The sequence below is a fragment of the Vibrio fortis genome (assembly GCF_024347475.1).
GTDB lineage: Bacteria > Pseudomonadota > Gammaproteobacteria > Enterobacterales > Vibrionaceae > Vibrio > Vibrio fortis.
The window spans coordinates 1,883,072-1,907,635 of the sequence record NZ_AP025487.1; the positions used below are offsets into that span (position 1 = coordinate 1,883,072).

Annotated in this window: 21 protein-coding genes; 7 read left to right on the forward strand and 14 right to left on the reverse strand. The window is 44.6% G+C overall.

Annotation, left to right across the window (positions count from 1 at the left end):
* Positions 1-101: 101 nt before the first annotated feature.
* From OCV50_RS08125 to OCV50_RS08155, 7 genes are all read right to left on the reverse strand, one after another.
* Positions 102-578: a DUF2947 domain-containing protein gene (locus OCV50_RS08125; RefSeq protein ID WP_239842088.1), complete on the reverse strand. Its 477-nt coding sequence runs from the start codon at positions 576-578 to the stop codon at positions 102-104.
* A gap of 99 nt (positions 579-677) precedes the next feature.
* Positions 678-1,256 carry a ribosomal protein S5-alanine N-acetyltransferase gene (rimJ, locus tag OCV50_RS08130; protein ID WP_261902735.1) on the reverse strand — a complete coding sequence of 193 codons (579 nt, stop codon included), beginning with the start codon at positions 1,254-1,256 and terminating at the stop codon, positions 678-680.
* A 9-nt stretch (positions 1,257-1,265) separates the two neighbouring features.
* Positions 1,266-2,810: a transcriptional regulator TyrR gene (gene tyrR / locus OCV50_RS08135; RefSeq protein ID WP_261902736.1), complete on the reverse strand. Its 1,545-nt coding sequence runs from the start codon at positions 2,808-2,810 to the stop codon at positions 1,266-1,268.
* A gap of 105 nt (positions 2,811-2,915) precedes the next feature.
* Positions 2,916-3,968 (reverse strand): YcjF family protein, encoded by a 1,053-nt coding sequence (locus OCV50_RS08140; protein WP_261902737.1) that lies wholly within the window; start codon positions 3,966-3,968, stop codon positions 2,916-2,918.
* Between the two features lie 11 nt (positions 3,969-3,979).
* Positions 3,980-5,353 (reverse strand): YcjX family GTP-binding protein, encoded by a 1,374-nt coding sequence (locus tag OCV50_RS08145; RefSeq protein ID WP_261902738.1) that lies wholly within the window; start codon positions 5,351-5,353, stop codon positions 3,980-3,982.
* A gap of 206 nt (positions 5,354-5,559) precedes the next feature.
* The gene (locus tag OCV50_RS08150; protein ID WP_032548748.1) at positions 5,560-5,745 is read right to left on the reverse strand and encodes a hypothetical protein; all 186 of its coding nucleotides are present in this window, start codon (positions 5,743-5,745) and stop codon (positions 5,560-5,562) included.
* Between the two features lie 140 nt (positions 5,746-5,885).
* A complete protein-coding gene (locus tag OCV50_RS08155) occupies positions 5,886-7,397 on the reverse strand; it encodes a fumarate hydratase (protein WP_261902739.1) in 1,512 nt (503 codons plus the stop codon).
* 267 nt (positions 7,398-7,664) lie between these two features.
* Here OCV50_RS08155 and pabB point away from each other — a divergent pair, with 267 nt between their 5' ends.
* Both pabB and OCV50_RS08165 read left to right on the forward strand, forming a co-directional pair.
* On the forward strand, positions 7,665-9,035 hold the full coding sequence (gene pabB, locus OCV50_RS08160) for an aminodeoxychorismate synthase component 1 (protein WP_261902740.1): 1,371 nt from the start codon (positions 7,665-7,667) through the stop codon (positions 9,033-9,035).
* 122 nt (positions 9,036-9,157) lie between these two features.
* A protein-coding gene (locus tag OCV50_RS08165; RefSeq protein ID WP_261902741.1) for an IS3 family transposase occupies positions 9,158-10,362 on the forward strand; the annotation gives its coding sequence in 2 pieces (ribosomal slippage) (positions 9,158-9,527 and positions 9,527-10,362; 1,206 coding nt in all).
* Between the two features lie 83 nt (positions 10,363-10,445).
* Here OCV50_RS08165 and OCV50_RS08170 read toward each other — a convergent pair.
* Both OCV50_RS08170 and OCV50_RS08175 read right to left on the reverse strand, forming a co-directional pair.
* The gene (locus OCV50_RS08170; RefSeq protein WP_261902742.1) at positions 10,446-12,161 is read right to left on the reverse strand and encodes an ATP-binding protein; all 1,716 of its coding nucleotides are present in this window, start codon (positions 12,159-12,161) and stop codon (positions 10,446-10,448) included.
* 4 nt (positions 12,162-12,165) lie between these two features.
* Positions 12,166-12,705, reverse strand: coding sequence for a heme NO-binding domain-containing protein (locus tag OCV50_RS08175; RefSeq protein ID WP_261902743.1), 540 nt, complete (start codon positions 12,703-12,705; stop codon positions 12,166-12,168).
* Between the two features lie 340 nt (positions 12,706-13,045).
* Between OCV50_RS08175 and OCV50_RS08180 the strand changes: the two genes are divergently transcribed.
* The 3 genes from OCV50_RS08180 (at position 13,046) to OCV50_RS08190 (ending at position 16,703) form a co-directional block, all read left to right on the forward strand.
* Positions 13,046-13,645 (forward strand): CoA pyrophosphatase, encoded by a 600-nt coding sequence (locus OCV50_RS08180; RefSeq protein ID WP_239842097.1) that lies wholly within the window; start codon positions 13,046-13,048, stop codon positions 13,643-13,645.
* 309 nt (positions 13,646-13,954) lie between these two features.
* Positions 13,955-15,208, forward strand: a complete 1,254-nt coding sequence (locus tag OCV50_RS08185; RefSeq protein WP_239842098.1) for an aromatic amino acid transport family protein — start codon at positions 13,955-13,957, stop codon at positions 15,206-15,208.
* Positions 15,209-15,341: 133 nt separating this feature from the next.
* The gene (locus tag OCV50_RS08190) at positions 15,342-16,703 is read left to right on the forward strand and encodes an L-serine ammonia-lyase (protein ID WP_032548739.1); all 1,362 of its coding nucleotides are present in this window, start codon (positions 15,342-15,344) and stop codon (positions 16,701-16,703) included.
* Between the two features lie 87 nt (positions 16,704-16,790).
* Here OCV50_RS08190 and OCV50_RS08195 read toward each other — a convergent pair whose 3' ends face one another.
* Entirely contained in the window at positions 16,791-17,945 is a 1,155-nt protein-coding gene (locus OCV50_RS08195) for an amino acid permease (RefSeq protein WP_261902744.1), read from the reverse strand.
* A gap of 87 nt (positions 17,946-18,032) precedes the next feature.
* Entirely contained in the window at positions 18,033-18,206 is a 174-nt protein-coding gene (locus OCV50_RS08200) for a hypothetical protein (RefSeq protein ID WP_261902745.1), read from the reverse strand.
* A 524-nt stretch (positions 18,207-18,730) separates the two neighbouring features.
* On the opposite strand from OCV50_RS08200, the gene OCV50_RS08205 reads away from it, so the two are divergent.
* Both OCV50_RS08205 and asnS read left to right on the forward strand, forming a co-directional pair.
* Positions 18,731-20,353, forward strand: coding sequence for a methyl-accepting chemotaxis protein (locus tag OCV50_RS08205; RefSeq protein ID WP_261902746.1), 1,623 nt, complete (start codon positions 18,731-18,733; stop codon positions 20,351-20,353).
* 267 nt (positions 20,354-20,620) lie between these two features.
* Positions 20,621-22,021 (forward strand): asparagine--tRNA ligase, encoded by a 1,401-nt coding sequence (asnS, locus tag OCV50_RS08210; protein ID WP_239842102.1) that lies wholly within the window; start codon positions 20,621-20,623, stop codon positions 22,019-22,021.
* 83 nt (positions 22,022-22,104) lie between these two features.
* Here the strand turns inward: asnS and OCV50_RS08215 are convergent, their stop codons facing one another.
* The 3 genes from OCV50_RS08215 to OCV50_RS08225 all read right to left on the reverse strand — a co-directional run bounded on the left by OCV50_RS08215 (position 22,105) and on the right by OCV50_RS08225 (position 24,558).
* On the reverse strand, positions 22,105-23,283 hold the full coding sequence (locus tag OCV50_RS08215) for a trypsin-like serine peptidase (protein ID WP_261902747.1): 1,179 nt from the start codon (positions 23,281-23,283) through the stop codon (positions 22,105-22,107).
* Between the two features lie 2 nt (positions 23,284-23,285).
* The gene (locus tag OCV50_RS08220; protein ID WP_261904143.1) at positions 23,286-23,975 is read right to left on the reverse strand and encodes a hypothetical protein; all 690 of its coding nucleotides are present in this window, start codon (positions 23,973-23,975) and stop codon (positions 23,286-23,288) included.
* A 376-nt stretch (positions 23,976-24,351) separates the two neighbouring features.
* Positions 24,352-24,558 carry a hypothetical protein gene (locus OCV50_RS08225; RefSeq protein ID WP_239842104.1) on the reverse strand — a complete coding sequence of 69 codons (207 nt, stop codon included), beginning with the start codon at positions 24,556-24,558 and terminating at the stop codon, positions 24,352-24,354.
* Between the last annotated feature and the right edge of the window lie 6 nt (positions 24,559-24,564).

Genomic DNA, 24,564 nt, shown 5'->3' on the forward strand with positions numbered 1-24,564 from the left:
TTTCCTCTTAACACACCAATGTATGCCCTTTCATCAGGATCAAAAAAGCGAGCATTGAGCCCGCTTTTTCATCTGTTCACGCCAAAGCAAATACCAAGATCTTACTCAGCGCGATTACCGATCTTCACCGTACCGTTAGTAGCAAACCACAGTGCCTGTGAGCGACGGCGCCCCAGTAAAATTGGGCCATCATCGTAGAACAAAAAGTTCTTCCAGTGTTTCTTAAATACCGACCATTTGGTCTCAAGAACATTGTATTTTTCGTAGCAAAAATAAACAGTTACGTCGTCTTGCCAGTCAATGAAGTCTAAGATCTCTTGTGGCATGTCTGGTTCGTCAGCTTCCCAATTTTCCATCCAGCTGATCTCTTGTTCCCAGTTAGATGGCTTGCTTGGCCAATCTTGCGAGCTCAGTCTATCAGCGTCTGGACTCTGAGGGCTTACGTTCTCTTTCCAGAACTGAGAGGCACGCGCCTGTGTCATAGGTTTGATCTTTTCTAAGTCTTCAGCAGGCAATGGCATTGACTGATGAGTGAAAATCCATTTTCTTTGGTATTCGTCCAAAGTTGTGTATGACATCAAATTTCCTTAACTATTAAAAAGCCGTGTTTATCCGGCTTGATATTCTTACTACCGAGCTCAAAAAGCTCAGCAAATTTTAATTCTAAAACATCGCGATTACTTCTCGCGCCAATTCGGGTTGATCAATGAAGTGAGTATATGGTCTCGCCACTGACCATCGATCAGGAGGTAGTCTTTAGCAAAGCCCTCTTTCTCGAAGCCTAAATGTTTGAGTACCGCAGCGCTTTTTTCATTGTGCGGGATATACCCAGCCATAATTCGATGCATCTTCTGCACCTCGAACATGTAGTCCAACGCCATTCGAAGTGCTTTGCGCATATATCCATTACCCTGAGCATCTTTCGCCAGAGAATAACCCAGATTACACGCGTGAAATGGGAATCGAGATAGGTTGCTGAACGATACAGTTCCAAGCATCTCGTTGGTGTCTGCATGAATAATCAAACAGTAGTAAGCCAAACCCATTCTATGTAGCTCATTGAGCTTAATCAGGCGTTGAGCCCAACCAGTGCGCTCAAAAAACGCCTCTTCGCGTGTTGGCTCCCAAGGCTTCAAATGTTCACGGTTTGCTTGAAAATACCCACTAATCAAGGACGCATCGTCTATTTCTGCGGTGCGCACAATAATGTTCCCTGAGCGTTTGTATAGGCGCTCAGGAGTGCTCCTATCTTCCATCAAACGTCCCTAGTTCTTTCGGATACCGTAGTCTCGAAGCTTATTAGCGATCGAGGTATGCGACACATTCAGGCGCTTAGCCAATTTTCGGCTCGATGGGAAAGATTGGTATAGCTTTTCCAATATTTGCGATTCGTAATCTTTCATTATCTCGTCTAGTGAACCATCTAGGCTTAAATTCGCCATTCCAGAGTTCATTGTCTCTAGTTGAGGTAAATGGAACTGTTCAATCGCTAAGGTATCACCCTCTAGCTCAGTCAGTGCACGCAGTACCATGTTATCCAGCTGACGGATATTTCCTGGCCACTGGTAGTTACCGAGCTGTTCAACCAACTCAGCCGTTAGCTTAGGTTTGAGCATTCCAAGTTGTTGCGCGTATTTGGCGACGAAAAGCTCAAGCAGCGGTGCAACGTCGTTAGAGCGCTCTCTCAATGCAGGAATAGAAAGCGTCAGTACATTCAAACGATAGAACAGGTCTTCACGGAATGAACCCGAATCAGCCAGTTCAGAAAGCTTGTGACGCGTTGAAGCGATGATACGAACATCTGCGTGCATCTCTTCTTCTTCGCCAACACGTCTAAAACTGCCGTCTTGTAGGAAGCGCAATAGCTTAATCTGAAGGTGTGGGCTCATCTCGCCGATTTCATCAAGGAAAACCGTGCCGCCATTTGCCTGCTCAAAGATGCCTTTGTGGCCCTGCTCGTGATTGAATGAACCCGGAGCGTGACCAAACAGTTCCGTTTCCGCAACATCATCTGGCATAGAGGCACAACTCAAGACAAGGAAAGGCGATGAAGAGCGGTGAGAGCGATTGTGACACGCCTTCGCCAGCATCTCTTTACCTGTACCTGTATCCCCTTCAATAAGCAGAGGCTGATCAAGCATAGCCAATTTCTTAGCTTGGCTAATGAGCGCTTTGTGACGGTTAGAGACACCGACAAAATGTTCAAAACCTAGGTTGTTTTGCTCCGGTAGAGAGTCTTGCTGCGCCTGACCTTGCTGACATGAACGAATCGTCATTACGCCACTCGCCAAAACTGGCTCATTCACATCTCCGCCTAGGTAAACAGGAAGGATCTCGATAGAAAAATCTAGACCATCCAACACCACCACTTCACGGTGTCGTTTAACGTCACCGTCAATCCAACGTGTGAAGTTAAAGTTAGGGACGAATGTAGAGAGCGGTTCACCGACAACGTCTTTTTCTTCTTTACCAAATAGATTCAGCGCGGCATGGTTCACCATATCCACCGAACCTTTTAGATCGATAGAGATAACGGGATCAGGGAGGTTTGCTAATAGTGCAATTAGCTCAGTGTTATGCCTTTCGCTTGGCATAAACTGAATTTTTCGGACGTCCTTTACACCAGAAATTCGACGAATTTCAGCCATAAGTTCACTAAAGGCATCAAAATCGATATCTGGACAGTTCAGATAGATAATGCCTTTAACATCAATCTCGATACCACGTAGATCGATGCTTTTGGTTGCTAAAATATCAAGCAGCTCGCGAGTTAAGCCGAGTCTGTCTTCACACAATACTTCAAGACGCACAAGTATTCCTATTCAAGGTGTCAGGATAAGTTGACAGTAGTGTGAATTAAGGCCTCTATTCAGTCAAGAAGAAGAGTAAACAGATGTTTACTCTTCTCTCAATAATTACTTGATTGCGATACGTTTGAGCTCGTGAACCACCGCTTTACGCATATGAGACAGCTTCACTTTGCGATCTTGATGCCAAGGCATTGGTCGAAGCAGTGCCATCGCTTTTAAGCCCAAACGTGCGGTCAGTATACCCACGCCCAAACCTTGACCAGCACGAGCTGACACCTTACCGGCTAAGTCCATTGAAACAAGATCCATACTTGCGTCGATAGCCAGCTCACTGGCACCCGCGGCAGCCATATTCACCAACACCAACTTGAACAGCTTCAAGCGAGACCAGTAACCTAGCTCGATTCCATATACGTCGGCCAATTTATCAATCATGGTGAAGTTACGCCAAGCGACCAGCAACATATCAGCTGCGGCCAATGGACTCACCGCGACAAGTGCTGCCGATTCGGTTGAATAACGCGTGACAAGGTTGGTCGCAATCTTATCCTGTTGTGACACCACGATAGCATCGTACATATCTAACACTTCGGCATCGCTATGCGCTGGATTGATGCTGTTCTTCCATTTATCAAACGATGGTGATTCTGCAATGATGCCACCTTGCTTCGCGATATCTTCACAGAAGGCTTTACCCTTGCCTACACTGTCGCTTTTGAGTAGTAATTCACTCTGCTCTTGCACACTGAAGTGGTTTCTCAATGAACGCAGTTTCCACAGCTCTTTACCCATCGCGCTAAGGCCAAGGGAAGCGATCGCCGCCATAAAACCAGCCCAACCAAGTGATAGCCAGTCTGCGGTTTGAATAGCAGTGACAACACTGTCGATAGCTTGCCAGCCCACTAAGCCCGCAAAAGCGGTTAGCATACCCGAAGCCAACCATTTACGGCCGCGACTTGGACGGATGATCTGCTCTAGTTGTTTCTCTGGCTCACCTTGTTGTTCGCTATCTTGTTCTACAGCAGCAGGAACAAACTTCTCTTGCTCTTCAAATACGGTTTGCGCATTCAGCTCAGGCGTCTCCTGACGCTTTTCTTCATCAGCGAATTCACTGTTCAATGGTTGGTTGAAGACTTGTTTTGATTTCAATTCACTCATTCTTTTACCCCCTACTTCAACTTATCGCCAATCAGATATTCAAGCGCTTTGTCCATTCTCACATGCTGACAAGGTTCATCAGAATGCTGAGGCATAGGCCTGAAGCTGGTAAAATCAAAGCTGTTCTCTTGCCAATAATCTTTATGTGGCAGTTTCTTTGGTACTTCGCCCGGGTACATCGTTTGGGGTTGTCCATCTAACGTCGTGCCCTGAAGTGCTGGTTGACTGCTTGTCCCAGAGGCGATAAAGCCTGCACTGGTCGCTTGAATCGATGCGATGCTCATACAGCTCATCTCAATATGTTCAAATGCCGCTTGCTGCCAAGCTGGGTGCACCATCTGTTGTAACAAGGAGACAAGATTTGGATGCTGATCCGGTGTCACATGATCCGCTTTGGTCGCAGCAAATAAGATCTTATCGATCTTAGGGGCAAACAGACGGCGCAGGATATTGCTACGACCATACTTAAAGCTCTTTAATAACTGCTCTAGCGCACCACGCATATCCATAAATGAATCATGACCCGCATTTAATGGCTGCAAACAGTCAACCAACACGATTTGACGATCGAATGTCGCGAAGTGATTCTTATAAAACGCTTTGACGACTTTTTGTTGATACTCTTCATAGCGCGCTTTGAGCACTGCGTAGTTACTCTCTTTGCCATACTTCTGCGCTGGCTCTAAACATGGGAAGAACTGGAGTACTGGAGCACCTTCTAATTCACCCGGCAAAACAAATCGACCCGGTTGAACCCAATGCAAGCCCTGCGCTTTACAGCCATGTAGGTATTGAGTGTATGTCTCTGACATCTCTGCTAAACGCTTTTCGTCAACATCAGCGAGCAAATCGAGAGCGCTTGCTTGCTCTTTCCATACTCGTGCCAATTCATCACGTTGCCCTTTGAGCGCAGCAAACTGAGATTGACTCCAAGTATCGAAATCCATATCCAATAGTGGAAGGTCTAAAAGCCACTCGCCCGGATAATCGATGATATCGAGATACAGCGTGCTATTTTTGCTAAGGAGCTTTTTTGCCCCGCTCGCAGGCTTGTATTTGAGTGCCAAGCGAATTTCACTCACATCGCGCGTTGGTACCGGCCAAAAAGGCGGTTCTGCATGTAGTGCATCCATCGCCTCATCATAAGAAAAGCGTGGGATCATCATGTTGTGCTGCGGGATTCGCTTTGCGCCAATCACGCGCCCATCACGCGCCGCTGTAAATAGGGGCAAGTTATTGTGCGTTGAGGTGTGAAGCAACTGATTCACTAAGGATGTGATAAAGGCGGTTTTACCGGCACGAGATAAGCCTGTCACCGCAACTCTGATATGAGAATCCGTTCCTCGACTGATAAAGTCACTCACTTCTTGTGTTATTTTTTTCATTCGAACGACTCCGTTATACTTAGCTAGGCATGCGAGTAGCACACCAGCGTATTTCAAAAACAGGGGATAAGAAAGAGAAGTAAATGAATACATCCGTCCTGTTTATGCGAGGTATTATCTAATATCGTTTCTTAATGCTAGATGAATAAAAGCCCCTGATTATGACAATAATCAGGGGCTTTGAATACTTCAGGTCTTATCTAAGACTAATCGTCTTCTATCAACTTGTAGATAACAAACAGTGCGATCTCTGCAATCAACCACAAGGCACAAGTGATCGTAACGTATTTATTATCGAAGATGCTAATCCCTTTCAAGATCAGATCGTAGCCAACAAAACCACCAATCACCACGGCCAAAATAATCTGTAGGATCTGAATAAAACGAGGCATCCGTTTCTCCTATTCTTTTATATCAAACTATGTGTTTATCACTATATCATTGATAATAAGACAAAAGTGCAGTAGTTGCTGCACTTTTGTCGTTTTCGAGCAATAAATCTAGATTTTTTGCCCTAATCGCTTACTGATTACTACTCAGCTCCTGCGATTTTCACTTTCCAAGTATCTGGGCCAATTTGGTGAGCGTTAGCGCCTGTTGAGTCTACCGCCACTGTTACTGGCATATCTTCTACTTCAAATTCGTAGATAGCTTCCATACCTAGATCTTCAAACGCCACAACACGAGCCTTCTTGATTGCTTTCGCTACGAGATAAGCTGCACCACCTACCGCCATTAGGTAAACGGCTTTATGCTCTTTGATAGATTCAACGGTTGCAGGGCCACGCTCTGCTTTACCGATCATGCCCATAATGCCCGTTTCATTTAGCATCATGTCAGTGAACTTATCCATACGTGTTGATGTTGTTGGGCCAGCAGGACCTACCGCTTCGTCGCCTACTGCGTCCACAGGGCCTACGTAGTAGATAAACTTACCTTTGAAATCGACGCCTTCAGGTAGACCTTCGCCATTCTCTAGCATGCCTTGAATACGCTTATGTGCTGCATCACGGCCAGTCAGAATTTTACCAGATAGTAGAACCGTCTCGCCGGTTTTCCACTCTTGAACGTCTTCTTTAGTCACTTCATCAAGGTTCACGCGACGCGTATTTGCGCCCGCTTCCCATGTGATGTCTGGCCACTCTTCTAGCTTAGGTGGTGTTAGCTCAGCTGGGCCGCTGCCATCTAGTGTGAAGTGTACGTGACGCGTCGCCGCACAGTTAGGAATCAAACATACTGGCTTAGATGCTGCGTGTGTTGGCGCAGTCTTGATCTTCACATCAACAACAGTTGTTAGACCGCCAAGACCTTGCGCACCGATACCCAGTTTGTTTACACGGTTGAAGATGTCTAGACGAAGTTCCTCTTCAGCATTCTCTGGACCTTTTTCGATAAGCTCTTGGATATCGATGTGTTCCATTAGAGACTCTTTCGCCAGTACAGCCGCTTTCTCAGCCGTACCACCAATGCCTATACCTAGCATGCCCGGTGGACACCAACCTGCCCCCATAGTCGGTAGTGTCTTCTCTACCCATTCTGCAATGTCATCAGACGGGTTTAGCATTACCATCTTAGTTTTGTTTTCACTGCCGCCGCCTTTCGCTGCGATCTGGATTTCAACTTTGTTACCCGGAACCATATTGATATGAACAACCGCAGGTGTGTTGTCTTTGGTATTAATACGTTTACCGGCAGGGTCCATCAGTACTGATGCACGCAATGGGTTATCTGGGTTGTTGTAAGCTTGACGAACGCCTTCATCAACCATCTCTTGAACTGTTAAATCTGTTTCCCACTTCACATCCATACCGATGTTCACGAAACAGGTTACGATACCCGTGTCTTGACAGATTGGACGATGACCTTCTGCCGACATACGAGAGTTAATCAGAATCTGAGCAATCGCATCTTTCGCGGCTTGGCTCTCTTCTTTCTCATAGGCTTTTTCTAGGGCTTGGACAAAGTCTAAAGGGTGGTAATAAGAAATGTACTGAAGTGCGTCAGCGACACTGCTGATCACATCTTGCTTACGAATAACCGTCATTGCATGCCTCTTTATTGTTCTAGTTCCATGTTGGGCTCATGGCTCTATGGGTGTTTAGCTTTTTATAATGTTGAGCTTAATTTAGTTGCTTTGACACTCGCTTATCTGAACTAGTAATTTACCCAGATAATTGACTGCTTCGCTTTACACTAATCCCCTTGTTTTGAACTGTGTGAATCAAGAGCCCATTTTAATTTCAATTTATGATACTCTTGCTTCCTCTCACACGCCATGCAGTGATCGAACTCTTTGTCACAAATTAAACAAATGAATAACAACGAACTCCAGTCTATCCAAATCAAGCCGCTCGAATATCAATCAACTTTAGCTAAACAGCTGTTTTCAGGTATAGAAACCCTACCCTGGGCAATGCTATTACGCTCAGCGTCAGAAAGCCATGTTGATAGTCGTTTTGATATTTTGGTTGCTCAACCAGTGGCCACTTTCGAGACTATTGGCCACAAAACAACGATAAATGTTAATGAAAAAACTATCGTTTCAGAAGATGATCCGTTTGACTTGCTTCACCACCATCAACAAGCGTTGATCCCTGACCTTGAGTGTGAACATGACCTTCCGTTTGTCGGTGGTGCCCTAGGTTACTTCAGTTATGATTTGGGACGCCGCGTTGAGAATTTACCAGAGCTGGCTAAACACGATATCAGCGCACCGGATATGGCCGTTGGCCTGTATGACTGGGCTGTCATTGTTGACCACAAACTAAAGACAGCGTGTGTGGTTGGTTTAGATGTAGAGGCACGACTCACTTGGCTGCAAGATCATAATGCAGTGGCGCATACGCCGTTTACACTGACACGTGAATGGCAATCCAATATGAGTCAGGAGAGCTACGGCAATAAGTTCGATTCTGTTCAAGAGTACCTGTTATCCGGTGACTGCTATCAAATCAACTTAGCGCAACGTTTCAATGCACAATATCAGGGGTCAGAGTGGCAAGCTTACGAAAAGCTTGAGCGATACAACAGCGCACCGTTCTCTGGCTTTATTCGCCTTGAAGATTGCGCCATTTTAAGTGTTTCTCCAGAACGCTTTCTTGAGCTTAAAGACAACACTATTGAGACCAAGCCAATCAAAGGAACCCGCCCTCGCTCAGAGCAAGCTCAAATCGATGCTGAATACGCGAACGATTTAGCCAATGCAGAGAAAGACCAAGCAGAGAACCTAATGATTGTTGATTTGCTACGCAACGACATTGGCCGCGTGGCAAAACCAGGCACAGTGCATGTTCCTAAACTGTTCGACATTGAAAGCTTCCCAGCTGTTCATCACTTAGTGAGTACGATTCGTGCAGAGCTAGATGATCAATATCATGCAACAGATCTGTTGAGAGCTTGTTTTCCGGGTGGATCAATTACTGGAGCACCGAAAGTGAGAGCGATGCAGATCATTGAGGAGCTGGAGCCGCATCGACGCTCCGCATATTGCGGCAGTATTGGCTATATCAGCCGTCATGGACGTATGGATACTAGCATCACGATCCGCACCTTGGTCGCAGAAGATAAAACGCTCTATGCATGGGCTGGTGGCGGTGTTGTTGCAGACAGTGACTGTAGGTCTGAATATCAAGAGACGTTGGATAAGCTGAGTCGAATCCTACCAGTACTTGCTCAAGACTAGCCGTCGGTAAGATTGAATCGCTAAAACATAAAAAACCAGAAGTCAGCTTCTGGTTTTTTGTTTAGGTAATGACCCGTCCTAAATAAGGTTGACACTCCCCAAGTAGAAAATTGGAGAGTGTTATGAAATCAGTAACTAGACGAACTCAATGTGATTACTCCCTCGCTTTTAAATTGGATGTTGTTGACCAAGTCGAGCGAGGTGAACTGACTTATAAACAGGCACAAGACAAATACGGAATACAAGGTTGTTCTACAGTATTAGTGTGGCTCCGAAAGCACGGCCGACTCGATTGGTCTGGAGGCACACCTCGATTCCTGAAGAAAGGTTTACCTATGTCTGAATTCAATTCACCACCCACGCCAGAGCAACGTATCAAAGAGCTAGAAAAGCAACTTGAAGATACCAAACTGAGAGCCGACTTCTTTGAAGAAGTAGTAAAAGTTATGGAGCGAGACCATGGTGTCCGTGTTGTAAAAAAGCACAGAGGTGCGTCGTCCAAGAGCAAAACATAGCTCAGCTCACGGTGACTAGATTTTGCCAAATCATCAACATCTCTAGGCAAGCGTACTACAAACAATGCCTTATTGACGATCGTGGTAAACAGCGTGACAAAGCTCTTCTGAGCTTTGTCCGTGAAACTCGCATCAAACAAGCTCGAATAGGAACGAGAAAGCTTAAATACATGATGGAAAAAACTGGAATGAAAGTAGGTCGGGACTATCTATTTTCTCTGCTTAAACATCATCGGCTGCTTGTGAAGGTTAAACGTGCTTACCATCGAACAACGGATAGCCATCATAGGTTTTACTGTCACCCAAATAAAATAAAGGATGGCTTTAAGCCCGAAAGACCGGAGCAGTTGTGGGTTGCTGATATTACTTACCTTCCGACCTATGAAGGAAACAGTTACGTCAGTCTTATCACTGATGCCTATTCCAGAAAGATCGTCGGATACAGTGTGGATGACAACATGCAGACGAAGGCTGTAAAACAAGCTTTTATAAGAGCTTTGAGAGAACGTCGAAATCAGGACACCCTAATCCATCACTCAGATAGAGGCTCACAGTACTGTTCAAAGGAGTACCAAGACCTACACTCTAGGCACAAGGTCGTGTGTTCCATGACGGATGGATATGACTGCTATCAAAATGCGTTGGCAGAAAGAGTAAATGGTATTTTGAAAATGGAATACTTGTTGAAGAAACCTAAAGATGTTGCTCAGGCGAGAAAAATGGTCGCCGAGTCAGTAGAAATCTATAATCAAATGAGGCCACATACGGCCTTAAAATACAAAACGCCCGATGAAGTACATCGAGCGTTTTGACTAAAAAGTGTCAACCCATATCAGGACGGGTCATAACGATATTGCTGTATTCAACTCTAGGCTTGATGTGAGATTACCCTAGACTACTGAGCGAGCGAAGTTACTCCCCACTTTTTCAGCATCTCTTTGAGGTCGTTAGCCGTGTACGGTTTGCTCAGTATGTCGTCCATCCCACACTTAATGCATCGTTCACGCTCTTCTAGAGTCGTCCCCGCCGTTAGCGCAACAATAGATTTGGTGTAGCCTTTTTCACGCAGCTTTTCAGTCGTTTCAAAGCCGTCCATGATTGGCATTCGACAATCCATAAAGACCACGTCGTACTCATTGGTACTTGCGAGTTCAAACCCTTCTACTCCATTATTAGCAATCGCGGGCTCTATCTCATGCTTTCTCAACATCTGTTGAATGATGATTTGGTTCATCTTGATATCGTCTACCACAAGGACTTTCAACTGTGATAAGCCGGTATCAGATACGATGCTCTCTTTTACTTTCTCTTCATAGTGAGAGGTTTCCACCACAATCAAAGGCAAGGCAATAGTAAACGTAGTACCGACACCTTGTTCACTCTTCACTGAGATGTGACCATTCATTAGACTGACTAACTTGCGGCATATGGCGAGGCCTAATCCAGTGCCTTCATAGTTTCGCTTACTAGATCGGTCTGCTTGGGTAAACGGGTCAAACAGAGTATTTAGAGCAGTCTCAGCAATCCCGACACCGGTATCTTCCACTGCAAATACGAACTGGCCATCTTTCCAACTCACATCGACACGAACGTACCCCTCTTCAGTGAACTTAATTGCGTTGCCAATCAAATTCACAAACAGTTGGGTAATACGCTCTAAGTCACCATTGAAATAGGCAGGAACCTGTTCACCAATCGAGATAGTAAAGTCGAGCTGTTTCTCGGCTGCGCGATTAATAAAAATACTCTCGATGGTATTTTTCAAATCACGCAAGGCAAATGTTTTCGGAATCAACTCCAACATACCCGCATTAATCTTACTGTAGTCGAGTAAGTCGTTAATGATGGTTCTTAGAAATTCACCAGATTGGCTCAGGTTATTGATGATCTCGCGTTGTGAATCGGTCAATTCTGTATCACTAATCAGCTCCGCACTTCCCAATAATCCATTGAGTGGTGTTCTAAGCTCATGGTTAATCATGGCCACGAAATCCCGTGTCGAGCGCTCCGACTCTTCTGCTCGTCGTCTGGATTCGATATTTCGGTTAATCGCGAGTTGGTGGGTAATAGCACTGCAGATAAGGTCAGTGACTAACATGAGCTGGCTTTGAATAAAGTCGCCTTCTTGATCACCAAGATTCACAATAACAATTAGTGAACCAATAATGACCTTTTCCACTTCTAGCGGAATCATCAAGACATCGCCATCCCACGTGAGCTCTTGAATATCTAAATCGGCACCGCCGAGCGCAGCATCTCCGTAGTCATTGGTTTTTAGCTCAGGCAGGAGCTTAGGTGGCAACACTAATCGGCTAGCTTTGATCAGATAACTATTGGTGATGTTTGTGGTCAACTCTTGGAGCATGACGTCGTCTAGATCGCTACGTAAAAATGCGCGGCCAAAATCAATCAATAAATTATCGATCTGCTCTTGGAATTCAATCCGTCGAATATTAGCGTTAGAACGCTTCTCGAGTTGGCGCATCGCTAACTCAAGCTTTTGGTTCGCCTCAAACAGCTCTAGGCTTTTCTGCTCTAGTAGCCTTTCAGCTTCTTTTCTCGCTGCAACTTGTCGTTTGAGCTTTCGCTCAATGGCCGACTCTGAACTCATATTGCTATTCTACTCTCAAGTTGAAACGTACGACGCTTTGGTCTTCATTTTGCGGGATCATCTCTATCGCGATGGATTCGTTATGATACTCCGCGCAGCCTTCTATCAACCCCAAGCAAACATGAGACATACAACGGGCACTTTTATAGTCAAAGACCAACTGCGCTTCATCAGTGGTTAAGAAGGTAAATTGAGGCGGTTCAGCGTCTGGGTAGAGCTTTTTCACTTCTACGTGAATATAACGCTCTACGTGCTGGATAAATTGAAAAGTGGTATTGCTGTGGTTTAGGCTGGCTTTGTCAGGCAGTGAATCGAGCAGATTCTTAAATACAGACTGCCCAAATACACGTTGCAGACTTGCAGCATCGATTTCGGTTTTTTTGCTTAGGTTAATAATGAGTTTAACTAAGTCTTTGTGATCATAACTGCCGACAGAGGTATAGATACCTTCGTCATCAGACATTTCAAGAACCTCTTCAAGAAGCTCAAGCCCAAACTTATCTTCAACAAGCTCTAAGAATTCGGTAAATATGATTCCTTTCATCGCATACCTTCATTTTTTTAGTTTTTAGAATTATCCCACACGCCTTGTTTGCTGAGTACTTGGTTTGTTGTGTACGTTGATTCCTGCGTGCTTTGGGTGTTACATGCTTCAATTTCTGAGTGCTTTAGCCACTAAGTGATTTAACTTCTAATTACTTCACTGTCTAAGTCCTTAGCAGCCCTACGAAAACTTACAATATCGGTGAGGGTTTCTATCAATATAGCAAATATGCAACACTTCGCACCCCTTCTTCCCTAAAACTGTCGAGTGTTACTGATTGGTGTTGAGCCAGAAGTTGTGCTTATACTTATTAGCATAATAATCAATACATTGGCTCGATATGAATAAACAGAACTTCTTACAACAATTCCAACTTAACCCGATTGTCGGCTATCACCCAGAATCCATCGAGCGCGTGGCGCAGATTCGTGATGAAGATCTACGCCAAGCCGCAGTGGTTGTCGGATTAGTCGAGCGAGATAATGGGCTTAACGTAATTTTTACTAAACGAGCTGCACATCTTAAACATCACCCCGGCCAAGTGAGCTTCCCCGGTGGAAAATATGAACAAACCGATCCTACATTGCAGCATACCGCCTTGAGAGAGCTGCAAGAAGAGATAGGAATTGTTAAAGATCAGGTAGAAGTGATAGGGCAACTACCAGCTTTAAGTACTATCAGTAAGTTTTCAGTCACGCCGATCGTGGCACTGATTGATCCTGACTACCAACCTGTCATCGACCACAACGAAGTAGACTCTGTTTTCGAAGTGCCAGCTGAATATGTGTTTGACCAAACCAACCTTCACAGTCATTTAGTCAACTTTAAGCAAGTCAAGCATCGTGTGTTTGCAATGCCGTTCAAAGACCAGTTGATCTGGGGAGTAACTGCACAAATCGTCCAATCAATGCAGCAGCATGTAGTGAAACAAGTTACATAAAATAGCCGTTTCAGTTATTTTTTGTTAACAAATGCTCAAATTTCCATGGAACAGATTTATTAATACATTTTTACGCAAACGGTTACCTCGTATAAATCTAAATCAGCCCACCCTTCAGATTAGTAAAACTAATATCAGACATGAGCAAAAATCACCTGTAGCACGCCAAAATCGTGATCATAAAACCGTTTTTCGCATATCATATAACAAGCCGTTTCATTACATGATTTAGATCTATTTTTTGCCGAAGAAAATTCTGCAAAATTAGCCCCGACTTATTTCCTGTTCCCAAAAAATGAGTAATTTAACATGAACACAACAACTTCTTCGGCAAATGCCGTAAAAGACTCGAGCAAGTTTACTTATAAAGATTTTACTTGGTGTCTTTCTCTGTTCGGTACAGCAGTAGGTGCCGGCGTACTATTCCTTCCAATCAAAGCTGGTGCGGGTGGTTTTTGGCCATTAGTTATCCTAGCTCTAATTGCAGCACCAATGACTTGGTTTGCACATAAATCTCTAGCACGTTTTGTACTGTCTGCAAAAAATCCTGAAGCAGATATCACTGATACAGTAGAAGAACATTTTGGTAAGACTGGCGCGAACCTTATTACTTTCGCTTACTTTTTCGCTATTTACCCAATCGTTCTAATTTACGGTGTTGGTATCACAAACACTGTAGATTCATTCCTAGTAAACCAAATGGGTATGGAATCTATCCCTCGCCCTCTTCTTTCTGGTGCACTTATCCTAGCTATGACAGCAGGTGTTGTATTCGGTAAAGAGCTGATGCTTAAAGCAACTTCAGCGATGGTTTACCCTCTAGTATTCATCCTACTAGCGCTATCTTTCTACCTAGTTCCTGACTGGAACACTTCTATGATGGACGTAAGCCCAGAATGGTCTGCAATGCCTTCTATCATCTGGCTAGCAATTCCAATCATCGTGTTCTCTTTCAACCACAGCCCAATCATCTCTCAGTTCTCTAAAGAGCAACGTCGTGTACACGGTGACAACGCAGTTAAGAAAACTGACGCTATCACTGGTGGCGCAGCAATGATGCTGATGGGTTTTGTAATGTTCTTCGTATTCTCTGTTGTACTTTCTCTATCACCAGAGCAACTAGCAACAGCGCAAGCGCAAAACATCTCTGTACTTTCTTACCTAGCTAACGTTCACGAGTCTCCACTTATCTCTTACATGGGTCCTCTAGTAGCGTTCGCAGCAATCACTTCTAGCTACTTCGGTCACTTCCTAGGCGCACACGAAGGTCTAGTAGGTCTAATCAAATCTCGCTCTAACACTCAAGTAAGCAAGATTGAAAAAATCTCTCTAGCGTTCATCGTTGTAACTACTTGGATTGTTGCGGTAGTTAACCCAAGCATCCTAGGTATGATTGAAACAATGGGTGCTCCAATGATTGCAGCTATCCTGTTCCTAATGCCTGTATTCGCGATGAACAAAGTACCAGCTATGGCTAAGTACAAAACTTCAGCACCTGTACAAATCTTTACAGCTTTATGTGGTCTAGCGGCTATTAGTTCTGTAATCTACGGCGCTCTTTAATCTCAGCACCATTACACTGACGCACATGAGTGAAGTATTACTCATTGAGCAAGCTGAGCATTAAAACCAAATATAATGATAATAAATGAGCCTCCCTACTCCCCTTGGGAGGCTCTCTTTTGAGGTAATCACTATGATTAGTGTTTTTGATATCTATAAAATCGGTGTTGGTCCATCGAGCTCACATACAGTTGGACCAATGAAAGCGGGTAAAGAGTTTATTGATGATCTTCGTTCAATGGGAAAATTGCGCGACATCACTAAAATCACCGTTGACGTATATGGATCACTATCACTGACAGGGAAAGGTCACCACACAGATATCGCTATCATCATGGGTCTTGCTGGTAACACCCCTGAGAAAGTAGACATCGATTCTATTCCGGGTTTTATCGCTCGCGTAGAAGAAACTGAGCGCCTTCCTGTTGGCATGCACTGTCACACAGTATCGTTCCCGAAAGACGGTGGTATGAACTTCCATACTACTAACCTTGAGCTACACGAAAACGGCATGAGCATCCACGCTTGGATCGATGACGAAAAAGCGTACTCAAAGACTTATTATTCTATTGGTGGTGGCTTCATCGTTGACGAAGAGAACTTCGGCAAAGAAGAAGAGAACCCAATCAAATCGCCTTACGAATTCACAACTGCTGAAGAGTTAGTGAACCAGTGTAAAGAGAGCGGCCTTTCTATCAGCACACTTGTAATGAAGAACCAAGCTGCCCTTCACTCTGATGAAGAGTCTCGCACTTACTTCGCGAACATCTGGAAAACGATGCGTGAATGTATGGATCGCGGTATGAACACTGAAGGTATTCTGCCTGGTCCACTGCGTGTGCCTCGTCGTGCTGCAGCGCTTCGCCAACAGCTAATGACTTCAGAGAAGACAACGAACGATCCAATGTCAGTTGTTGACTGGGTAAACATGTTCGCTTTCGCTGTTAACGAAGAGAACGCAGCAGGTGGTCGCGTAGTTACAGCACCAACTAACGGTGCGTGTGGCATCATCCCTGCAGTTCTAGCTTACTACGACAAGTTTATCCAAACGGTGACTGAGAAAGACTACATCCGTTACTTTGCGGCTTCTGGTGCTATCGGTGGTCTGTACAAGCGTAACGCGTCTATCTCTGGTGCAGAGGTTGGCTGTCAGGGTGAAGTTGGCGTAGCATGTTCTATGGCTGCTGCAGGTCTTGCTGAGCTTATGGGTGGTAGCCCAGAGCAAGTATGTATGGCTGCAGAAATCGCGATGGAGCACAACCTAGGTCTAACGTGTGACCCAGTTGCTGGTCAGGTTCAAGTACCGTGTATCGAACGTAACGGTATCGCGGCTGTGAAAGCGATCAACTCGACTCGTATGGCACTTCGTCGTTCTTCTGCTCCTACTGTATCTCTAGATAAAGTTATCGAAACCATGCTAGAGACTGGTAAAGACATGAACGCAAAATACCGTGAGACTTCTCAAGGTGGTCTAGCAATCAAAGTGGTTTGCTAATTAGCACTCGCATTTGATTTGCTTGTAAAGAAAAGGAACGCCGAGGCGTTCCTTTTTTGTATCTACTGTTTACGGGATCGCGTCTAGTTATATCACTTGAGAGATAAGCAAGAAGCAACCAAACAGCAATGAGAACAACATCATCACACTACCGCCTTCCGCTGAGTACCTATCTTCCGCCACTTTCATGAAACGCTGCTTGTGCACCATGATAAGTGGGATAAACACCGCTAAGAACACCAAAATGATACCTGCGTAGTTCAACACCTGTAGGAATTTATCCGCCGCCAGCAGTGAGCCAGCGAGTGGCAGAATAAAGCTAATTACATACGTTACCGCAGTATTCTGATTAAACATATCTCGGTTTTGGTTGAACAGTGCCATTGCCACACCAAAGAAAGAGGTCAATAGCGCTAAACCTGTAAAGGTCGATAGGATATTTCCAATCCACGGCGACTTAGTCTCAAACGCGGCCATTAGGTCTGAAACGTTATGGAAGCTTCTGAACTGCTCTTCACTTAGGTTACCCACAACAGCAAACAACCAACACAGGTAACACACTAGTGGTATAAGAGAGCCCACAATCACCATATTGCGTAATTGCTTGTCGGTCGCTTCTTGGTTGTAAGAAACCAAAGTCGGAATCACCACCATAAAGCCAAAGCTGGTAAACAAGATTGCACTGGTTTTGATAAGCGCGACATGATCATGACTCGTAACTTGCGTTAGGTTTTCTTGGGTCATGCCCGGAGCAAGGAAGGTCATCGTGATAGCAAGGCTTGCTAGCATCACAAAGAATAGCGCTCGGTTGAGTTTATCAATCACACCGGTGCCACACGCAACAACAGCACCCGCAATAAGCGTAAATGCAATTTGTCCTGTGGTCGCATTAATGTTAATGCCAAGGCTCGCGAGCAGTTGGCTTAACAGATCGCCAGCACCTAGGATGTAAGCCATCAACAGGCAGATAAGTAAGGCGTAAAGCAGACCATTAGTGATCAGCTGCCCTTGTTTGCCTAGCGTTTTGCGCGCAATTGAGTTCAAGCCTAGTCCGCCACCAGCCTTGATAGTCGCTTCAAGAAGCAGAAGCGCCGCATAAGTCGTACCGAAGCAAATCAGTACCATTAAAAGTGAACCGTATAACAATCCAAATTGAGCAAGAACCATTGGAATTGCAAGCATACCAGCACCAAGAGCGGTACCAGCGATAATTAGGGAGCTCCCTATCATTTTAATATTCATTGTCTTTAACTTATTTATTTAGTTTTTAATAGGTGTACTTCTCTGTCATCAATCAAGATGCAAAGAAAATTCGAAAGAAGTTAAGCTTTAAAACGAATATCGATAGGAGCGATAAGCGGAGTTAAATCGCGAAAAGGCAGTAGAAAACGAGCTGTGATAAAAGCGAGATTGTAGAGAAAGAGAGGCAAATGAAGAAATCTGCTCTTGGTGTGGTGAACCTTCTGTCGGTTCGATGATTGGTGATGTGATTTTGAATTTCATCTATGTGTCCAAATTAATCACATTCCGTGTTATTGCAAGCAGCGATCCTTTACTGCCCTCCTCAAGTATTGAGGTAAATTCATCTTAACGAAAGACAACTGAAAAACAACGGGGCAGCCTTATTTTCTGCTATTTTTTGTTCGTTTGTCTGTAATTCAAACAATCAGAACTAAAAAGCATCACATATATTCTAAATTGCTCGCTCAAATGATCCTATTAGCCACATTTATCGCAAAATATTAACCGATATTTACATGTTATTTTCATTCCTTCTCCCACACCTGTCGCTAAAAATAGATATATCAATTAAAAGCCCAATTAGTTGAAAGAAGATCAAAATATGACGCTAAGTGCGCTATTTTTATGACGTTTTCACGCCAATATTCCATCACAAAGCTGCTACATCACATAAACATAACCACAATCGGAGTATGGTCACACAATTACCCCTTTATGGTAGGTACCGCATATTTTTGCCGCTACAGTATGCTCGTCATTATAACTAATAAAAATATGTGTTCGGTATGCGCTCAACAATAACGTTTAAAATACTGGTAGCACTGGCGGTAGTATTCTCCCTACTCCTCGCTATCTCTACATACTTTCAATACACCCAACAGAAGCAACTTGTAAACTCAGTCTTGAGTGAGCAACTGCACGACAAAGCCAGCAACTATTTCGACAGCCTAAACATGATGATGCTGACAGGCACAATGTCGCAAAAAGAGACACTACGCCATAAGGCATTAGCCCAAGAAGGCATCGAAGATGTTCGCGTGCTTAGAGCAGACACAGTAAGCAAGCTTTATGGCCCAGGTGGCGCTGATCAGCAACCAAAAGACTACATCGATAAGCGCGCACTGGCAGGCGAAACGGTTATTGAACCGTTCAGCGCAGATTGGGGCAAAGGACTGGTCATCGCCCTACCCATGAAATCAAGCGAAAACTATCGCGGAACCAATTGTGTCTCTTGTCATATGGCACCAGAGGGAGAAGTACTGGGCGCAATTCGTCTAGAATACAACTTGAGCCATGTAAATGACCTTATTCATACTCAAACCGTTACTGCTATCGCCATCATGGCCGTGATCTCTTTTGTAGGCTTTGCTTTAACCATGGGCCTTATCCGCAAGATCATTGTTCGTCCTCTTCAGCAAACAGCACGCTTTATGACTCAAGTGAGTGACGATAAGAACCTATCAGAAAGACTGCCAATTGAGCGTAATGATGAGATTGGCTCTCTATCAGGTGCCATTAACTCTTTCATGAAGACGGTTTCGAACAGCTTAGGTCAAGTACAAGAGACTTCGCATAAGCTGAACGCGTCTGCCAATCAGTTGACCAGTGTGGCTCACATTACTGAGACCGCTGCCAGTGATCAGCAAGGTGAAACGGCAGAAGTGCAAAGCAACATAGAAGGGATTCAAGCGCAGCAAGTCAGTGCCGAGCAGGCGACGGTTACTGCGTCTAACCTTATTAATCATACTGCTGATGTCGCGTTCAAAAGCGCAAACCAAGCTCATGACGCGAGTAATGAGATTAAAAACCTTGTCACCAGTATCGAAGAAGTAAAAGAGAAGATCTCTTCACTCAATCAACAAACGGGTGAAGTGTCTTCGATCTTAACCGTAATTCACGGAATCGCTGAGCAAACCAACCTACTTGCACTCAACGCGGCCATTGAAGCTGCGCGTGCAGGTGAGCAAGGGCGTGGATTTGCAGTGGTTGCTGATGAAGTTCGTCACCTAGCCTCTCGCACAGCGGAAGCAACGGGTAATATTGAGTCAATCATTCATCAATTCCAGCAAGGCAGTGAACAGTCACTGCAGTCTGCAGACCATGTCTGCGCTCAAGCTTACCAAAGCTCGACAGATATCGAAGCGCTTGCAGCAGAGATGAATGGCGTGGTTGAAGAGATGAAGCAAGTGCTAGCACACGCTCAAGACATTCAGCACCAGACTCAATCTACAACATATGCGACCAAAGATGTGCAGAATAAGGTTGAAGCGATCACCTCACACGCAAACAATACCTCTCAGTCAGCTGCAAGCACGCGCGACATCAGTAATGACCTTGAAGATCTTTCAAATCACTTAGAGAGCTTAATTAACCAATTTACATTGTCTGATAAGCAGCAAAATCACTAAGTACCTACCCCAACAAAACGAACAAAGGCCGACAGATAGAGTAAAAAGTCGGCCTTTAACGAAAATTTAGTCCATATAGGGAATATTTCTTTCTTCAACTAACAATAAAGGTTGAAGCTCTCTGTGTGACAGGTAATATGTTCCATTGATTTAAAAAGTTTATACAACTCAATGTTTCGATTGTTTTTTGTTCAAGTATCAGAAAATTAAAACTATCGTGAATTAGCATTGGGTTGAATTTGTCCCTCAATGGAGAATGAAACCAACATGACTTACGCGCCTGTAAAAGACGTACTTGGCGGCAAGCTAGCGGTAGACAGTGAAGTAACTGTTCGCGGCTGGATCCGTTCACGTCGTGATTCCAAAGCTGGAATCTCTTTCCTTGCCATTTATGACGGCTCTTGTTTCGACCCGATTCAGGCCGTGGTCCCAAATAATCTTAATAATTACGAAAACGAAGTACTAAAGCTAACAACTGGCTGCTCTGTTGAAGTAACTGGTAAGATTGTTGAGTCTCCTGCGAAAGGTCAAGACTTCGAACTTGCTGCAACTGACGTGAAAGTTGTTGGTTGGGTTGAAGACGCAGAAACTTACCCAATGGCGAAAACTCGTCACTCTATCGAGTACCTTCGTGAAGTAGCACACCTACGTCCACGTACTAACGTGATCGGTGCAGTTGCACGTGTTCGTAACTGTCTATCTCAAGCGATTCACCGCTTCTACCACGAGCAAGGTTTCTTCTGGGTATCTGCTCCGCTGATCACAGCTTCTGATGCAGAAGGTGCAGGTGAAATGTTCCGCGTTTCTACGCTAGACATGGAAAACCTACCTCGCACAGAGAAAGGCGATGTTGACTACAACGAAGATTTCTTCGGTAAAGAGACATTCCTGACAGTATCTGGCCAGCTAAACGCAGAAGCTTACGCTTGTGCACTGAGCAAAGTTTACACGTTCGGTCCTACGTTCCGTGCTGAAAACTCAAACACAAGCCGCCACCTAGCTGAATTCTGGATGGTTGAGCCTGAAGTTGCATTCGCTGACCTAGAAGACGTTGCTAAGCTGTCTGAAGACATGCTTAAGTTCGTATTCAAAGCAGTACTTGAAGAGTGCCGTGATGACCTTGAGTTCTTCGCTCAGCGCATCGACAAAGAAGCAATCACTCGTCTAGAGCAGTTTGTTTCTTCTGATTTCGCACAAGTTGACTACACTGACGCAATCCAAATCCTTCTAGATTCTGGTCGTGAGTTCGAGTTCCCTGTTGAATGGGGTATCGACATGTCTTCTGAGCACGAGCGCTTCCTAGCAGAAGAGCACTTCAAAGCACCTGTAATCGTTAAGAACTACCCGAAAGACATCAAAGCATTCTACATGCGTGCAAACGATGACGGTAAGACGGTAGCGGCAATGGACGTACTAGCACCTGGCATCGGTGAAATCATCGGTGGTTCTCAGCGTGAAGAGCGTCTAGACATTCTAGACGAGCGTATGCGTGAAGTTGGTATCGACCCAGAGCACATGAGCTGGTACCGCGACCTACGTAAATACGGCACAGTGCCACACGCAGGCTTCGGTCTGGGCTTTGAGCGTCTAGTATCTTACGTAACTGGCATGGGTAACGTTCGTGACGTGATTCCATTCCCACGTACACCTCGCTCTGCGAACTTCTAATTCCGCTATAAGCACGAATTAAAAGAACGAAATCAAAAACCTCCGCATTTGCGGAGGTTTTTTTATTGGAATAAACCGAAGGACTATTCCCCCGCGTGTCGTACCAAGAAATGGTCCAATAGAATCTTTTCAACCGATCCTTTGCTTGCATCGACGTGGAGTGGCTTGAATTCAACAATCAATTGGTCACCTTTCTGTTCGAAAGCGTTCACCTTCAACAACAGACTCTCGTTGTCAGCCTTGATATTATGAGCAACCTGACGGCCATTGATGAACAGATCAAATGCTGGTGCTTTAGGGTTAGCTGGAATCACGGTTTCAAAGGTATAACGCTCGCCGTCCGCTGCATATACGGTATTGTAGATACCGCCATCTTCAGTCCAATACGTACCATTAAAGTCCATATTTTCTGCGCGCCAGTAGCTGTAAAACGCGTGGAGATCTTCAATGGTGTGCTGCGTTTGATGCGTCCATTTCACTTCACTCAGCTCAACGGTTTCTGTGTAGCTAAAGCCATGTGTTTTCATATCACGTTTCAGGCTGTCTAAACGACCAATAACGTCATCAAAAGTATCTTGCCAACCAAGCTCGCCGTAATATTGCAGGCCAATCTCGCCCAAAATGTAGTATTCGCCTTCACGCTCAATCGTGATGCCCGAACCGGAATCACCGTGAATCGCTAACCACTGAAGATCGCTTTGCGGCATAATGACTGGCTCGTACTTATATTCGGCCAACCATTTTTTGTCGGTCTCATTGTACTTAACAAACTTTTTGCCACCATTTCGGCCATTATAGTTTCCATAGCCAATGTTGTTCACTTCATAGATTTCGTCATAGCTAAACATGCCTTTTTCCGGAAGTTTAGCGGGCTTTATACCAGTTATTGGTGTATCTAATCGAACAAGAGCAAAGTCATAAAAGCCGTCCGTAAACTCGTATTCCCCCCATTCTCCGTTTGGATCAGTGCTTGCTCGTGATGAATGTACAACTTGATACACACCATTCTTGTCTTTTTTGAATGATGAGCACGTGACGGTATTTCGATAACCTTCGCTTTTTGACCCCGCGACATGATTCGCTGTGATAACCCAGTACGGGTCAATAAGCGTCGCAGAACCTGCATTCATGTGACAGGCAAAATCAAATTTGCTTTGCAGTGCAAACTCTTTGTGCTGAGTCACGGAGCGGTCCAGCTTTCCGATACCAGCGTGCGCTGAGAATGTCGCTAGAATAGCCGATGCAAGAATTAGTTTTTTCATAATTATCGTACCTCCATCAACTGAATGGCTTCTAGGGCGTGGTATCCCTTATCTTGCTCAAAATCGAACTGTCGAGGGCTACGTTGGTAACTAACAGTCAGTATCTCGTCCGGCGACGTCGCATGAAAACGAATCGTATTCTTTACGCTGGTCATATGGAAAGTGATGTCATTTTGAACTGTTGTGCAGTGGTTTCTTAGACAAGCAGTCACATCGGAAGATGACAACCAATTATGCGTGTAGAGCTCTACAACGAACTCACCCTCTTTTCCTGGTCGAACGGTAAACTCATAACCGCCAGTGCCATGAATCATGGCAGAATCCGCCAACTGGTCGCTGTAATCTAGAGAACTTCCTCCATCCCAGAAATAGCGATTGCCGACAGCGTTCTTAGTGGAGCTGTTCTTCACTTTCTCTAAATCACCAATTTCGCTTACGAACGAGATATAATTCACATCGGGCTTCGCTACGTGTTGATGTTCACCGTACCAAAAAGACCAATCCAATCCGTCTAGCTCAACCTCGTTAGCATAGCGATAACGACCTTCTTCAAGCTCGTAACCATAGAATTCACTCACCAAAATCAGTCCATGACTTTCTACTTCATTCACATTCGACAGATTGTTTAAATCAACAGCCAGTTCACTACTTTGAGCGGCACTAACCATCAACCCCATTGCTAAAATACTCATTTTATTCATGTTTATTCCTCTCAACTGAACAATACGATTGTATGAAAGAGAAATTAACAAGGTGTAAGCCACTGTAAGCACATCAACCGGTTTATTAATGGCCGCACGACCAATAATTGACGTGAATACAATGAGATTCTTCCACTGTTCAATTTGTTAGTAGCTTGAGGTTGGGGTCAACATTTTGGCGACAGCTAACATTTTCTTAGAAAGCACTTACTTAAGCTTACGTATAGCAGGGGTATTACATTTGGTAGGAGTCTAAATTGACGCGACTAAGTGAGATGTTCATCAATTTAACAAGGAAAATCAAAAGGAGCGAGGAAGTGATCTGTTCTCCCCAACTCCTTAGCAAGTGCGTACTATTGGTAATCGACTAGGATTGTTCTTGTTTTTCAGCGTAACGAATGGCCAACGCGCAAATACCAAACAAAACAAATGGGATAGCAGCCGTGGTGTATTCAGTCCATGCCATATCAGCAAAGGCTTTTGCCAATAACACATGGCCAAAAATCAATAGTACCGCACACACGATAGCGACTAGGATAAGTTTGATTTCATTTCCAGCAGGTGATTTCAACATAACGGT